Consider the following 13,919-nt stretch of genomic DNA (forward strand, 5'->3'; position numbering starts at 1 on the left):
CGACCGTACGAGCGCCCCCGCCCGGGCGGGAGAGGACCGCTCATCCAGGGACTGGCGATCTCTGGATAGCCCGACGGGATACGGCCAGAATGACGACATGGACAAAAAGGAACTGGCCGAATTCCTCCGCCACCGGCGCGAGGCGCTGCGCCCCCGCGATGTCGGCATGACCGAGGGTCCCCGCCGGCGTACCCAGGGCCTGCGCCGCGAGGAGGTCGCCCAGCTCGCCGGGATGTCCACCGACTACTACGCCCGCCTGGAACAGCAGCGCGCCCCGCAGCCCTCCCTCCAGATCGCCACTGCCCTTGCCCGGGCACTGCGGCTGACCCTGGACGAACGCGACCACCTCTTCGGCCTCATCGGGCACAACGCCCCGGCCCGCTTCCAGCGCTCCGAGCACGTCAGCCCGACCCTGATGCGAGTCCTGGACCGCCTGGACGACTCCCCCGCCCTGGTCCTGACCGACATGGCCGACACCCTCGCCATGAACCCGCTCGCCCTCGCCCTGCTCGGCGACCAGACCCGCCACACCGGCCTGGCCCGCAGCGCCTACTACCGCTGGTTCATGGACCCCGACGAACGCCTCGTCTACCCCGAGGAAGACCACGAACACCACGGCCGCACCCAGGCCGCCCGCCTGCGCGTCGCGCTGACCGCCGGCAGCGACACCCCCCGCGCCGCCCGGATCCTCGCCGAACTCCAGGAACACAGCCCCGAGTTCGTCCGCGCGTGGGAACTCCAGCAAGTCGCCCAGCGCTACGACGAGAGCAAGACCATCCTCCACCCCCAGCTCGGCCGCATCGACGTCGACGGCCAGGCCCTCTTCACCGACAACCGCGCCCAGACCCTCGTCGTCCTCACCACCCGCCCCGGCACGGAGAGCCACAGCAAGCTGGAACTCCTCTCCGTCATAGGGCACCAGCAGCTCACCACCTGAGCCGAGTCCCTGGCGCGGCCCGTGTCGTCAGCGTCGACGACCGGCCACGCTCACCCGTGCCGCTCCGGGCCGGACACCGTCGAGCGCCGCACGAACGCCCCCCGCTTCGGCCTGCGCACCGGCAATGAAATGACAGGAACACCCTGATGAACGCACCCGACGACCCGGCCGCCGAGCGGGCCGATGCCACCCGCAACCGGGCCCGGCTGCTGAAGGCGGCGGCCGGGCTGGTGGCCGAGCGTGGGGCCGAGCACGTGACGATGCACGAGGTCGCGGAGGCGGCCGGGGTAGGGAAGGGCACGCTCTTCCGCCGGTTCGGCGACCGTGACGGACTCCTGCTCGCCCTCCTCGGTGAGGCGGAGGCCGAGTTCCGGAAGGCGTACAGACAGGGCCCTCCGCCGCTGGGCCCGGGCGCGCCCGCGAGGGATCGGCTGGAGGCGTTCGGCTGTGCGCTGATCGAGCGCATCGCCGCCGACACGGACCTGGGCGCCACACTGGGACGCCAGGTGCTCCACGAGCGTCGGCACGCCTCCGACACCGGCCGTGCGTTCCACCAGCACGTCGCAACTCTCCTGCGAGAGACCGGAGTCGACGGGGACCACGACATGCTCGCCCACGCCCTGCTCGCCTTCGCGAACTTCGAGACGACGGACTACCTGCACGTCGGATGCGAGATCTCCACCGCACGCCTCCAGGCCACCTGGGTGGACCTGGTGCGGCGGACGGTCCGAGCCGACGGAGTGTGAATCCTGAAGATCCGAATCGTCGGGAACCTGTCCGCCGACTCCGCGAGCCGGAGAGCTGTCCCACCCGTGCGGCGGTTGCTCAGCAGGCGGCCGGGGCTGCGCTCCGATCCACCTCGGGGAGATGCCTCTCCGCCCAGGCGGCCAGTTCTCTGAGAGCCGGCTCAAGCGCCCCGCCGGCCTCCGTCAAGCGATAGGAGACACGCAGCGGCGGCCCCTCGTCCACCTCACGCACGACCAGCTTCGCCGCGCTCAGCTCGGTCAGCCGGTCCGAGAGCATGCGCTCGCTGATGCCCGGGATGGCGCGGTGCAGATCGGCGAAGTGCACCGGGTGCTCCATCAGGACGGCCACGATCGGGCCGGTCCAGCGTTTTCCGAGCAGTGCGAAGACGCGCGTGATCGCGCCGTCGACCGTCTTGCAGGGCTCCGGGACCGGCTCAGTCATGTCGGCAGTCTACTGCGAGACCAGATGGGGTGAGAAAAAGTAAGCTCCTATGTTATCAATAGGAACGCACGGAATGACAGCCCGTCTCTTCCTGGCGTCCCTGTCGCACACCGCTTTCTTTGGAGACCCCTCATGGCAACGCTGCTGCACCTGGACTCGGCCCTGTGGCCGGAGCAGAACTCCGCCTCCCGCGAGGTCACAGCCGCCTTCCGTCAGGCATGGGAGGCACAGCACCCCGACGGCACGGTGATCTACCGGGACCTCAACGCCGACCCGATCCCGCACCTGGACACGCTCACCGCCTCCGCGGACTTCACGCCCCCCGCCGACCACACCCCGGAGCAGGCGGCCGCGTTCGCGAAGCAGCTCGAGCTGATCGAGGAGCTGGAGAGCGCGGACGCCGTGCTCATCGGCGCCCCGATGTACAACTTCTCGATTCCCTCCACGCTGAAGGCCTGGATCGACCAGGTGATACTCGTGGGCCGTACCGCGCTCGTCGAGGAGTCCGCGGTCAAGGGCACCCCGGTGTACGTCGTGGCGAGCCGCGGCGGCTCCTACGCCCCCGGCACCCCCCGCGAGCCCCTCGAGTACGTCCAGAACTACCTGGAGGGGGTCCTCACCACGATGATGGGCGTGGAGGTCGACTTCATCGTCCCCGAGCTCACGCTGGCGCACTCCAACCCGGCCATGGCCGAGCTGATCCCGCTCGCCGAAGCGTCCAAGGCCAAGGCCCTCGAGGACGCGACCAGCAAGGGCAAGCACGCGGCCCTCAAGGCTGCCTGACCCCCTGCGACGCCCAGGGTGACGCTCCTGGATCACCCTGCGGACCGGGGCCCCCTTCGAGGGGCCCCGGTTGCATGCCGACGGGCGGGGAAGGGTCGGCCAGAGACCGGGCGACCGAGCGTTCACGATCGCGCCGACCGTCCCGTCGTACGCCGTGAGAACACCCAGGAATCCGGCCCTGCCCCACAGGGCCAGCCCCAGAGCGGCGACGAACACGGCCGTCACGTGCACCGCCCCCAGGGGGTCCCTGCCCGCGCCGCCTCCGCGATCGCGAACTCGTAGTGGGGCGGGGCCGCGGCAGCGACGTCGTCGACACGTTCGACGAGTTGCACTTCCCGCTGAGGTCGAAGCTGGCCGCGGCGACCCTCAAGGGCATCCCGCTCGGCGGCCGTCGCGTCAACGTGCCCTCGCCGAGCACACGTACGGAGTTCTACACCGCCTCCAACGATCTGCCGCTGGGCGGCGACACAGACAGACGGCACCTGTTCCGGACCGAGGACTTCACTGCCGACTACTCCTACGCTCTCAGCCGGGACGGCAAGGAGATCGCGAAGAGCAGGAACGGCGCGGCGGAGTCCCCGCGCAACACCGCACTCGCGGCCTGGACGGTCCCGGCCGACACCGGTACGTACACACTCAGGGCCCGCGTCGCCCGTCTGACGTGGAACGGCAAGCCGAAGTGGAGCACGGCCCCCGAGATGGACGCCGTCTGGACCTTCAGGTCCGGCCCGGTCGCCGAGGGCGGGACGGCCGCGCTGCCCCTGACCACCGTGCGCTTCGAACCGCCGGTCGACGAGTGGTCGCGCGCCGAGCACAACCAGGTCGTCGCCGTCCCGTTCGACATCCAGCGCACCGGCAGCCGGGCACGCGGCAAGCTGCGCGCGCTGACCGTCGAGGCGTCCTTCGACGGCGGTACGACCTGGGAGACGGTGCCGGTCGTCAAGAACCGGGCACTCATCACGCACCCGGACCTCGCCACGCTGCCCGCCGCACAGATCGACCGCAACGGGCACGGCTACGTCAGCCGGCGCGACAAGGGAACAGACCGCGCCTCGTCCTTCGAGCTGACGGTCAAGAAGGCGTACAAGCTCAAGAAGTCCTGACACACCGAATCACTGAAGTACCGGGTTTCCGAAGCACTGGAGGGCCGCGCACAGCATGTGCGCGGCCCTCCAGCCGTTCTCGTCCCCCGGCCGATTCGATTCGGTTCGGCTCAGCTGGTCGCCCGGGCGGTGTCCGCGTGGGCGGTGCGCAGGGCGGAGAGGAAGGTGTCGACCGGCTGGGCGCCGGAGAGACCGTAGGCCCGATTGATGACGAAGAACGGCACGCCTGTCGCCCCGTAACCGCGGGCCTCGGCGAAGTCGGCCTGTACGGCGTCCTCGTACTCGTCGCTGTCCAGCGTCCGCCGGATCTCGTCCTCGGGTACGCCGACCTCGACGCCGAGCCGCACCAGCGTGTCGGGGTCGTCGACGATCTCGCCCTCAACCAAGTGGGCGCGCAGGAGCCGCTCGTGCATCCGGTCGCCCAGTCCGTGGGCTGCGGCCAGGTGGCTGAGGCGGTGGGCGTCGATCGTGTTGACCGAGACGGCCCGCTCCAGGTCGTACGTCAGCCCTTCGGCGGCGGCGAGTTCGGTGATCTGCCGGGTCATCGTCCGCACCTGGGCGATCGGTGCGCCGACCTTCTGCGCCAGCGTCTCGAACACCGGCCGGCGATGGCCCTTGGGGTGGGCGGGGTCGAGCTGGAAGCTGTGCCAGTGGATCTCGACCGCGTCGGCGTGCTCGAAGCGGTCGAGCGCCGATTCCAGGCGCCGCTTGCCGATGTAGCACCACGGGCAGACGACGTCCGACCAGATGTCGATGCGCAGCGTGTCGGTCGGTGTGCTCACAGGACACACACCCCGTCCACGCAGACGCCCGCGCTGTCCGAGCCGAGAGTCGTGAGCAGCGGGGCGGCATCCGTCCCCGGACGGTCCTCGTTCGTCGCATCCGGTTCGTCGGACGCGGTTTCGACGGCCGGGCCCGCCGTGCCGTTGTGCAGAAGGGGGTTGGGCATCAGGAGTCCAATCGTCATCACGTGGGCGTGTGCCGTCGGTGCCGTACGGGGGGAAAGCGGGGTCGGACGAGAGGTGGGCGTCGCCCCGCGGCTACGCGGTGGTGCCGGTCTACGGGGCCACGGGCTCCGGGTGGATCTGCTCGACGCGGTCGCGCTTCGTGTACAGGTTCCAGTAGTGCTCGGCGAGGTCGTCCGGGTCGACCACGGGGATTTCGAAACCGTTGGGCATGGTGATGGGCTCGGTCCCGACCGGGGCCCCTGTCCGGGCCTCGACGGCCACGGCGGCGGCGCTGTTGGCGATCAGGGCGGCGACGGAGAGCGTGCCGGCGTAGACGCCCTTGTCGGCCAGTTCGGTGTTGAGGGAGTAGAGGTAGTTGCGGGCTCCGGCCATCGCCGGGCCGACACCGCTCGCGTTGGGCATCGGCTGGACCGCGGAGTAGCCGGTGCCCATCAGGACGGCGCCGTCACCGCGCTCGATCATCTCCGGCAGCACCGAGTGGAACACCTCCACCGGGGTGAGCAGGTACAGCCGGGCCAGCGACTCCAGGGTGGCCGCGTCCAGGTCGGTGGCCGGGGTGAATGTCATGTCGGCGGCGATCGGGGCGTACTCGACGACATCGATGCGGCCGAAGCGGTCACGAATGGCATCGACGAGGGCCGGGACCGCGGCGGTGTCGGACAGGTCGGCGGGGAAGGCGGCGGCCTCGATGCCCTCGTCGGCAAGCTGTGCGACAAGGGTGTCCAGCGGTTCCTTGCGGCGGGCGACCAGGGCGACGCGGAAGCCCTCACGGCCGAAGCGCCGGGCGACGGACGCGCCGAGGCCGGTACCGGCGCCGAAGACGGCGATCACCTTGGACATGGCGCGACTCCTTGCGGCAGAGGCATCTTGACCCAGAGGTCAACTTCATTTCAGACGGTAACATGGAAGTTGACCCCGAGGTCAAGTTGACTGGGTGAGGGAATGGGACCATGGAGTCCGGACACACGACCAGGAGGAACGCCGAATGCGGGCCGACGCGCAACGCAACGCGGAGAAGCTGCGCACGGCAGCCGCCGAACTCTTCCGCGAACGCGGCCTCCAGGCGCCCCTGAAGGAGATCGCCCGCCGCGCCGGCGTGAGCCACGGCACCCTCTACAACCTCTTCGGCACCCGCGAGGCGCTCATCGACGAGGTGGTGGCCGACCTGGCGGCGGCCCGCCTCGACGAGGCCGCCGAGCAGGCTCTGGCGTACGAGGACGCCTGGGCCGGATTCGCGTACTACATCGAGACACTCTGCGAGCTGCAGGCCACCGACCCCGCGATCGGTGACGTGGTCGCCGGCCGCTACCCGGGCGCCGAGCGCCTGATGACCGTCTGCGAACGCTCCTACGCCGCCACCGCGCGCATCATCGAACGCGCCCAGCAGGCCGGCGCCCTGCGCTCCGACTTCACCCGCGAGGACCTGCTGTTCGTCTTCGGCACCAACGCCCTGCTGGCCCGTGCCGCCAAGGACACCGCCCCCGACGCCTGGCGCCGCAGCGCCGCCTTCATGCTCGACGGCCTGCACACCGAGGCGGCCCACCCGCTCCCCACCGGCCCGCTGACCTCGCAGCAGATGTACCAGGTGATGGGCAACCTCACCGGCACACCCTGAGGGGTCCGGCCACGAGCGCCCGCGCCCGCCCATTGCGCAGGCCCGCCCTCGCTCTCCAGTACGCCCTCAAGAACTCTCAGGGCCTCGCCGGTCGCCGGGATGCCGCGTACAGCAGTGCGTGCAGGCATATCTCCCGCAGCTCCACGTCCGACACACCGTTCGCGAGTGCACCCTTCATGTGATTGCGCGTCTCGGTGGGCCGGCCGAGCGCTCGCCTGGCGCAGCTCCATGCCGCGCCTGAACTCCTCGTCCTTGGTCAAGGGACTCCCTCCCCTGTCGCTCCTGGCCCCGGAGGCTCGAACCGCGCGAGCCCCCGGTACGGCGGTACCGCGTCGGCGTCGTCCTCGCTGGCCGTCCCGGCGGCCACCGCCTCCGCCGCCTTCCACCGGGTCTCCCACTCCCCCGGATCGCCCCCGCAGGCCCGTACGTACCCCTGGACGACGTCGAAGGACGGCAGCCTCTCACCGGCCGCGGCCTGCGACAGCGTTGTCGCCGAGAAGGCCGCCGCCTTGGCCATGGCGCGGTAGGACGGGCTTCCGGCGGTCCGCCTCAGCTCCCGGAGCTCATGGGCGAGCCGCTGTACGGGACCGGCGTCCGGGTCCACCGGCCTTTCGGGTCGCCCCATGGACACATACCTCGACCGTCCCCCTCGGGGGAACGGCCGTGTTCAGGCGATCAGTTCCAGGATGGTGGCGTTGGCCAGCCCGCCGCCCTCGCACATGGTCTGCAGTCCGTAGCGGATCTTGTTGTCCACCATGTGGTGGATCAGCCGGGTCATCAGGATCGCGCCCGAGCCGCCGAGGGGGTGGCCGACGGCTATCGCGCCGCCGAGCGGGTTCACCCGCGCCGGGTCGGCACCGGTCTCGGCCAGCCACGCCAGGACGACCGGGGAGAACGCCTCGTTGCATTCGAACGCCCCGATGTCGCCGATCGACAGCCCGGACCGCGCCAGGGCCTTGGCGGTCGCCGGGATGGGCGCGGTCAGGACCATGACCGGGTCGTCCCCGGCCAGCGCGAACGTGTGCAGCCGCACCAGGGGCTTCATCCCCAGCTCCCGGGGCCCGCTCGGACGTCATGATCAGCAGGGCGCCGGAGCCGTCGGACATCTGCGACGCGTTCCCCGCGTGGACGACGCCGTCCTCCTTGAAGACCGGCTTCAGCTTCGACAGGCTCTCCACGCTCGTCCCGCGCCGGACGCCCTCGTCGGCGGTCAGCCCGGTCCCCGGTACGAGGGTGTACTGCTTGTCCAGGGCTCCGGAGTCGATGGCCGCCGCCGCCCTCGCGTGGGAGATGGCCGCGTACTCGTCCAACTGCTGCCGCGACAGCCCCCACTTCTCGGCGATCAACTCGGCGCCGAGACCCTGGTGGATCCGCTGCCCGGCATACCGGGAGGCAGCCATCGGGCCCATCGGCTTCTCGAGGTCTCCGCCGGAGGCGGTCCCCATCGGCACCCGCGTCATCGACTCGACACCGCCGGCCACGGCGATGTCGTACTGACCCGAGATCACTCCCGCAGCGGCGAAGTGCACCGCCTGCTGCGACGATCCGCACTGCCGGTCCAACGTGACGGCCGGGACCGACTCCGGCCAGTCGGCCGCCAGTACGGCGCTCCGGCCCAGATTGAACGCCTGCTCATCGACCTGCTCGACGACGCCCCACACGACGTCGTCCACCAACGCCGGGTCGAGGCCGGAGCGGTGGGCGAGCGCGTCGAGCACATGCGCCGACAGGTCCACCGGATGGACGTCCGCGTACGCGCCTTTGCGCTTCCCGATCGGCGTTCGCACCGCTTCCACGACCACTGCGTCACGGGGCATGGCGTGCCACCTTTCACCTGGTTCAAACGCTGTGTGAAGAGACGCTAACCCCGCCACGCCACCACCATCAACACTATGGTCACTTAATTATCGATCACGTCAAATTTCGCGTCCCCCGAGAGTGGAGTCAGCTTGGGCGGCCCTCCGGCGCCGGACCTCGGCCCGCACCACGGGGGCGACCTCCGTCCCGAGGAGTTCGATGGCCCGCATCAGTTCGAGATGCGGCAGGGAACCCACCGCGAGCTGGATCAGGGTGCGCTGATGACCGAAGAGTTCGTGGTGCAGCAGAAGCTTTTCGATGACCTGCTGCGGCGATCCCACGGCGTAGACACCCAGCGGGCCGGCCTTCTCGTCGAACTCGGCGCGGGTCATCCGTGGCACTCCACGCTCACCGAGGACCGACGCGAACAGTTCCGCGTCCGCCGGATAGTAGGTGTCGGCGGCCCCCTGGGAGGTCCTGGCGACGAAGCCGTGCAGCGTGACGGCGGACGGCTGCGGGGCGTGGCCGGACTGCTCCAGCGCCTGACGGTGCAGATCCAGCAGCGGGGCGAACCGAGCGGGGTGACCGCCCAGCATGGCCAGCGCCATCGGCAGACCCAGCCGGCCGGCCCGGACGACCGAGCCCGGGTTGCCGCCGACCCCGAGCCACACCGGCAGCGGATCCTGGACGGGCCTGGGCAGGATCAGCTCGTCGACCAGCGGAGCGCGGAACCTGCCCGACCAGGTGACCGGCTTGCCGGAGCGCAGCGCGAGCAGGAGGTCGAGCTTCTCCGCGAAGAGCGCGTCGTAGTCCTGTACGTCCTGGCCGAACAGCCGGAACGAGTCCAACAGGGCCCCTCGTCCCGCCATGATCTCGACGCGCCCCCGGGACACCAGGTCTGCGGCCGTGAACTGCTCGAACACACGCACAGGGTCGTCCGAGCTGAGGACGGTCACAGCGCTGGTCAGCCGGATGTTCCGGGTGCGGGCCGCGGCGGCGGCCAGGATCACCGCGGGTGCGGGCGCGGCGAAGCCGGCGCGGTGATGCTCACCGATGCCGAACACATCAAGGCCGACCTGGTCGGCCAGGACGATCTCCTCGATCAGCTCCGGAACGCGCCGTGCGGCGTCGACACCTGGTCCGATGGCGACGTCCGCGAAGGTGAATGCGCCGATCTCCATGCCGTATCAGTCCTCTCCCCATGGGTTCACGGCGGAGAGAACCGCATAAGTGGCGCATGTATTCCACTTAGCTCGATCGGCCTTGCGCGGACCCGGCCGCACGGCTCAGCCGGCGCAGTTCCCCGTAGGTTTCGGCAGCCGTGGGCGCGGGGGGCAGCGGTTCCACCTCCTCGGTCGCCTTGACGGCGTGTACGAGGTAGGCGATGAGCCGGGCGGAGAACCGGCCGGCCTGCCCGCCGCCGCCCGCGACCACGCCCGCGTGGGCCAGGAGCAGCATGATCAGATCCTCGGGGACGAAGTCCTCACGCAGCCGGCCCGCTGCCTGTGCACGGGCGATGACCTGCTGGAACGCCGCGTAGGCGCGCCGTCGTTCCTTCGCGAACCGGATGGACTCGGGGAAGCTCATGGTGAGCACCTCGGTGAAGCCTCGGTCGGCGAGCTGCATGCCGGCGACCTGTTCGACGAACGTCACGAACCCGTGCCAGGGATCGGGGTCGTCCAACGCCTGCTCGGCGAGGTCGGCGTACGCGGTGGCCCGGTCCTGGAAGGTCTCCGCCAGCAGCGCGCCCTTCGACGGGAACCGTCGGCGCAGGGTGGGTTCGCCGACCCCGGCCCGCAGCGCGATCTGCCGCATCGAGACGCCGACACCCTCGCTCGCGAACAGCTCCCGCGCGGCCGCAAGGATCAGTTGCCGGTTCCGCTCGGCATCCGCACGCAGTCCGGACTCACTCATGACCTGATCGTACGGGGCCGGAATAGGGATCCCGGATGCCCGGTTGACCAAGTGGCGCACATGCGTCACTTAGCCGGTCGACTCCGAAAGGGACCCCATGACCGACAGCCGGAGCACCAAGGACACCGCCCGTTCGTTCTACGAGAGCTACAACGACCGGGACCTCGACGCGAGTTTCGAGAAGTACGTCTCCACCGGTCTGGTCAACCACGTGATGGGTGGCACCTTCGACCGCGCGGCATGGCTGACCGTCGACAAGACCCTCTTCCCCGCGTTCGAGGACTTCACGTTCACCGTGCTCGACCAGGTCGCCGAGGAGTCCAAGGTCGCCACCCGCTACCGTCTCGGCGGGACGCACACCGGGGAGTTCTCCGGCATACCCGCCTCGGGGAAGACCGCCTTCCTCACCGGGACGGCCGTCGACCGGGTCGCGGACGGCCGGATCGTGGAGCACTGGGCGGACCTCGATTTCACGGGATTCCTCCAGCAGCTCACCGACGGAGCACCGGCCGGGACCGGCAGCACCGCCACCACTCGGACCACGGACGAGGAACTGCGCCGTCTCGCCGACGAGCACTACCGCCTCGCCAACGCCCACGACCTCGACGAACTCGTCGCCCTGCACGCGCCGGACTTCGTCTCCCACGAACCGCAGGGCGACGTCGGGATCGAGTGGTACCGGGAGGTCGTAGGAGCCTTCTTCGCCGCGTTCCCCGACGCCACCCTCACCCCCGTCAACACCGTCGTCGACGGAGACCGGCTGGTTCTGCACTTCGAGACGGTCGGCACCCACACGGGGGCCGACTTCTTCGGCATCCCGGCCGCCGGCAAGAAGGTCCGCTTCACGGAGATCCGGGTCCGCCGCATCGAGGACGGCAGGTTCGCCGAGCACTGGGGCCTGTACGACCAGGCGACAGTTCTCGGCGGGCTCCAGTGACGGCACCCGGACAAACCCCACACACCCGAACACCCAAGAGGAGAAAACACATGCGCGCTGCTGTCGTGACGGCATTCGGTGGACCCGAGGCCGTGCGGATCGTGGAGACGGAAGTACCCGAGCCGGCTGCCGGACAGGTACGGATCAAGGTCGCCGCCGCGGCCCTCAACCCGGTGGACGCGATGGTCCGCTCCGGTGCGGTCGGCGGCGGAGGCGGGCGGCTCGGCCTGGGCTGGGACGCGGCAGGGACGATCGACGCGACCGGTCCGGGGAGCGACTGGGCGGTGGGTACCGCGGTGGTCGCACTCCATCACGGCGTGCTCAAGACGACCCCTGGCACACACGCCGAGTACGTGGTCGTGGACTCGGCAGCGGTCGCGGCCGCACCGAAGACGGTGGACGCGGTGCACGCGTCCACCCTGCCGCTGAACGCCCTGACCGCCGTCCAGGCCCTCGACCTGCTGGACCTCCGCCCCGGGCAGACCCTGCTGGTCACGGGCGCGGCCGGCGCCGTGGGCGGCTACGCGGTGCAGTTGGCGGCGGACCAGGGCATCCAGGTGACCGCTCTCGCGGGCGAGGCCGACGCGGAACTCGTGACCGGGCTGGGTGCGGCCCGTTTCGCCGCGCGCGGGAGTGCGGCCACCCCGCACGACGCCGTTCTGGACGCGGCGGTCGTCGGTGCCGAGGCGCTCCAGTGGGTACGCGACGAGGGCGCCTACACCGGCGTGATCACGCAGCTCGAACCGGCTCCGGTACGGGGCATACGGACCGCCACGGTGTCGGTCACGGCGGACGGCGCACGACTCGCGGAGCTGGTGACGCTGCTCGACTCGGGGACCCTCACCACCCGGGTCGCCGGGACGTTCTCCCTCGACGCGGCTGTGCAGGCGCATGCCCGGCTGGCGGAGGGCGGCGTACGGGGACGTCTGGCGCTGCTGCCTTGAACGCGCATGCGAACTCGGTGTCAACGCGTCGTTGAATTCGTGGTCCCCGCCACCTTGACGCCCCTCGACACCACAGTTAGATAATTGACACCATCGACATGCGGGGCGATGGCGAGCACTCCCGGACCACCAGGCCCGGGAGTGCGGAGGACCCGGGGCCCAAGACGAACACCGTCCATGACTGCGTTAGCCTCGCCCCGTAACCGGAAATTGAATTTCCGCTTAGCTCGAAGTGATCCAGCCTGGAGGCATCCATGACCACGGCCCCTACCTCGAACCAGCACCTCGACTTCCCCGCCGACTTCCGTGGCGCCGTCTTCCGCCCCGGTGACGACGGCTACGACGAGGCCAGGGCCGTCTACAACGGCCGTGCCGCCGACTCCGGGCCCGCGCTCATCGCGCGGTGCACGGACGAGGACGACGTCGTCACCGTCCTGCGGTACGCGTCCGCGGGGGACATCCCGATCGCCGTACGAGGTGGCGGCCACATGTCGGACGGCCTGGCGATGCCCGGCGGTGCCCTGGTCGTCGACCTGTCGGCCATGCGGGCGGTCGGCGTCGACCCCGAGACGCGTGTCGTGCGGGCGCAGCCCGGCGTACTGCTCGGGGAACTGGACGCCGCCACGCAGGAGCACGGTCTCGTGGTGCCGGCCGGGACGGTCACCAGCACGGGCGTCGCCGGACTCACTCTCGGGGGTGGCATCGGGCACCTCATGCGCCGCTTCGGAGCGACCGTCGACAATCTGCTGGCCTGCGAGATGGTCACCGTCGACGGCCGCAAGGTCCGCGCGGACGAGAAGGAGAACCCCGAGCTGTTCTGGGCGCTGCGCGGTGGTGGCGGCAACTTCGGAGTCGTCACCTCGTTCGAGTTCCAGGCGCACCCGCTGGGCCCCGACGTCGTCAGCGGACAGATCATCTTCCCCGGGGACCAGGCCGCCTCGATCCTCGCGAAGATCCCCGGCCACATGGCGGACGCGCCCCGTGAGCTCGGGCTGCTGATCGCGATCACCGACGCACCCCCGCTGCCGGCCCTGCCCAAGGAGGCGCACGGACAGCCGGTGCTGGTCCTCGTCCCGGTGTACAGCGGGGACCCGGAGACGGCGGACAAGGTGATCGAGCCCCTCGCCGCCCTCGGCCACCCCGTGGCCAATCTGGTCGGGCGGATGCCGTGGCTGCAGGCCAACTCGATGCTCGACGCCATCGCCCCCTACGGCGTACGGATGACCCTGCGCGGCGGGTACCTGCCGGCGCTCACCGGCGAGGTCATCGACGTCCTGCTGGAGCGTGCCGCCGTCGTACCGCGCCACCCCACCGCGAGCACCACGTTCAACGTGTGGTGTCTGGGCGGCGCGATCTCCGAGGACGTCGACGAGGACGCCGTCGCCTTCTCCCGCGAGGGCGCCGCCTTCCTGTGGGAGGCCGTCAACATGTGGCAGACGCCGGACCAGGACGCGCAGTACGAGGAGTGGGCCGAGGCCACCCTGGCAGCGGTCCGCCCGCACGCGCTGGCGAACGGCTACACCAACCTCACCCACGACCAGGGTGAGGAGTGGCGCCGCGGTGTCCACGGCAGCCCGGAGAAGTTCCGTCGGCTGACCGAGGTCAAGACGGCGTGGGATCCCCGCAACCTGCTCCGCTTCAACAAGAACATCACTCCGGCCGACGCCGGGTGATCCATGGCGTACCGGCCGGGCCCCGCGGGGCCCGGCCGGTACGCCACCCCCCTCTTCGGC

Annotated in this window: 14 protein-coding genes and 3 pseudogenes; 8 read left to right on the forward strand and 9 right to left on the reverse strand. The window is 70.5% G+C overall.

Annotated elements, in window-relative coordinates; translation table 11 throughout:
• Positions 1 to 97: 97 nt before the first annotated feature.
• Both ACFYXF_RS03040 and ACFYXF_RS03045 read left to right on the forward strand, forming a co-directional pair.
• Complete coding sequence (locus ACFYXF_RS03040; RefSeq protein WP_389347523.1) at positions 98 to 937, forward strand: helix-turn-helix transcriptional regulator; 840 nt, start codon at positions 98 to 100, stop codon at positions 935 to 937.
• 146 nt (positions 938 to 1,083) lie between these two features.
• On the forward strand, positions 1,084 to 1,683 hold the full coding sequence (locus tag ACFYXF_RS03045; protein ID WP_389347526.1) for a TetR/AcrR family transcriptional regulator: 600 nt from the start codon (positions 1,084 to 1,086) through the stop codon (positions 1,681 to 1,683).
• A 79-nt stretch (positions 1,684 to 1,762) separates the two neighbouring features.
• On the opposite strand, the gene ACFYXF_RS03050 is transcribed toward ACFYXF_RS03045, so the two are convergent.
• On the reverse strand, positions 1,763 to 2,125 hold the full coding sequence (locus tag ACFYXF_RS03050) for a winged helix-turn-helix transcriptional regulator (RefSeq protein ID WP_389347528.1): 363 nt from the start codon (positions 2,123 to 2,125) through the stop codon (positions 1,763 to 1,765).
• 132 nt (positions 2,126 to 2,257) lie between these two features.
• Here ACFYXF_RS03050 and ACFYXF_RS03055 point away from each other — a divergent pair, with 132 nt between their 5' ends.
• A complete protein-coding gene (locus tag ACFYXF_RS03055; protein ID WP_389347530.1) occupies positions 2,258 to 2,908 on the forward strand; it encodes an FMN-dependent NADH-azoreductase in 651 nt (216 codons plus the stop codon).
• A gap of 281 nt (positions 2,909 to 3,189) precedes the next feature.
• The gene (locus tag ACFYXF_RS03060) at positions 3,190 to 4,011 is read left to right on the forward strand and encodes a hypothetical protein (protein WP_389347532.1); all 822 of its coding nucleotides are present in this window, start codon (positions 3,190 to 3,192) and stop codon (positions 4,009 to 4,011) included.
• Positions 4,012 to 4,121: 110 nt separating this feature from the next.
• Here ACFYXF_RS03060 and ACFYXF_RS03065 read toward each other — a convergent pair whose 3' ends face one another.
• From ACFYXF_RS03065 to ACFYXF_RS03075, 3 genes are all read right to left on the reverse strand, one after another.
• Positions 4,122 to 4,793: a DsbA family oxidoreductase gene (locus ACFYXF_RS03065; protein WP_389347534.1), complete on the reverse strand. Its 672-nt coding sequence runs from the start codon at positions 4,791 to 4,793 to the stop codon at positions 4,122 to 4,124.
• On the reverse strand, positions 4,790 to 4,978 hold the full coding sequence (locus tag ACFYXF_RS03070; protein ID WP_389347536.1) for a hypothetical protein: 189 nt from the start codon (positions 4,976 to 4,978) through the stop codon (positions 4,790 to 4,792). The genes ACFYXF_RS03065 and ACFYXF_RS03070 overlap by 4 nt, the downstream gene beginning before the upstream one ends.
• A gap of 91 nt (positions 4,979 to 5,069) precedes the next feature.
• Positions 5,070 to 5,819 carry an SDR family NAD(P)-dependent oxidoreductase gene (locus ACFYXF_RS03075; RefSeq protein ID WP_389347538.1) on the reverse strand — a complete coding sequence of 250 codons (750 nt, stop codon included), beginning with the start codon at positions 5,817 to 5,819 and terminating at the stop codon, positions 5,070 to 5,072.
• A gap of 145 nt (positions 5,820 to 5,964) precedes the next feature.
• Here ACFYXF_RS03075 and ACFYXF_RS03080 point away from each other — a divergent pair, with 145 nt between their 5' ends.
• A complete protein-coding gene (locus ACFYXF_RS03080) occupies positions 5,965 to 6,594 on the forward strand; it encodes a TetR/AcrR family transcriptional regulator (protein ID WP_389347540.1) in 630 nt (209 codons plus the stop codon).
• A 76-nt stretch (positions 6,595 to 6,670) separates the two neighbouring features.
• Here the strand turns inward: ACFYXF_RS03080 and ACFYXF_RS03085 are convergent.
• The 5 genes and pseudogenes from ACFYXF_RS03085 to ACFYXF_RS03105 all read right to left on the reverse strand — a co-directional run.
• A pseudogene (locus ACFYXF_RS03085) lies at positions 6,671 to 6,793 on the reverse strand (hypothetical protein); the annotation flags it as partial.
• A gap of 93 nt (positions 6,794 to 6,886) precedes the next feature.
• Positions 6,887 to 7,219 (reverse strand): annotated as a pseudogene (locus ACFYXF_RS03090) (helix-turn-helix domain-containing protein); the annotation flags it as partial.
• A 42-nt stretch (positions 7,220 to 7,261) separates the two neighbouring features.
• Positions 7,262 to 8,411, reverse strand: a pseudogene (locus tag ACFYXF_RS03095) (thiolase family protein).
• Between the two features lie 99 nt (positions 8,412 to 8,510).
• A complete protein-coding gene (locus ACFYXF_RS03100; protein ID WP_389347542.1) occupies positions 8,511 to 9,572 on the reverse strand; it encodes an LLM class flavin-dependent oxidoreductase in 1,062 nt (353 codons plus the stop codon).
• 67 nt (positions 9,573 to 9,639) lie between these two features.
• Entirely contained in the window at positions 9,640 to 10,305 is a 666-nt protein-coding gene (locus ACFYXF_RS03105) for a TetR/AcrR family transcriptional regulator (RefSeq protein WP_389347544.1), read from the reverse strand.
• A 97-nt stretch (positions 10,306 to 10,402) separates the two neighbouring features.
• On the opposite strand from ACFYXF_RS03105, the gene ACFYXF_RS03110 reads away from it, so the two are divergent.
• The 3 genes from ACFYXF_RS03110 to ACFYXF_RS03120 all read left to right on the forward strand — a co-directional run bounded on the left by ACFYXF_RS03110 (position 10,403) and on the right by ACFYXF_RS03120 (position 13,859).
• Positions 10,403 to 11,242, forward strand: coding sequence for an ester cyclase (locus ACFYXF_RS03110; RefSeq protein ID WP_389347546.1), 840 nt, complete (start codon positions 10,403 to 10,405; stop codon positions 11,240 to 11,242).
• Between the two features lie 50 nt (positions 11,243 to 11,292).
• Complete coding sequence (locus ACFYXF_RS03115) at positions 11,293 to 12,186, forward strand: NADP-dependent oxidoreductase (RefSeq protein ID WP_389347548.1); 894 nt, start codon at positions 11,293 to 11,295, stop codon at positions 12,184 to 12,186.
• A 254-nt stretch (positions 12,187 to 12,440) separates the two neighbouring features.
• Positions 12,441 to 13,859 carry an FAD-binding oxidoreductase gene (locus tag ACFYXF_RS03120; protein ID WP_389347550.1) on the forward strand — a complete coding sequence of 473 codons (1,419 nt, stop codon included), beginning with the start codon at positions 12,441 to 12,443 and terminating at the stop codon, positions 13,857 to 13,859.
• The last annotated feature ends 60 nt before the right edge of the window (positions 13,860 to 13,919 follow it).

It is taken from the genome of Streptomyces sp. NPDC002680 (genome assembly GCF_042889145.1).
In the GTDB taxonomy this organism is placed as follows: Bacteria; Actinomycetota; Actinomycetes; order Streptomycetales; family Streptomycetaceae; genus Streptomyces; species Streptomyces adonidis.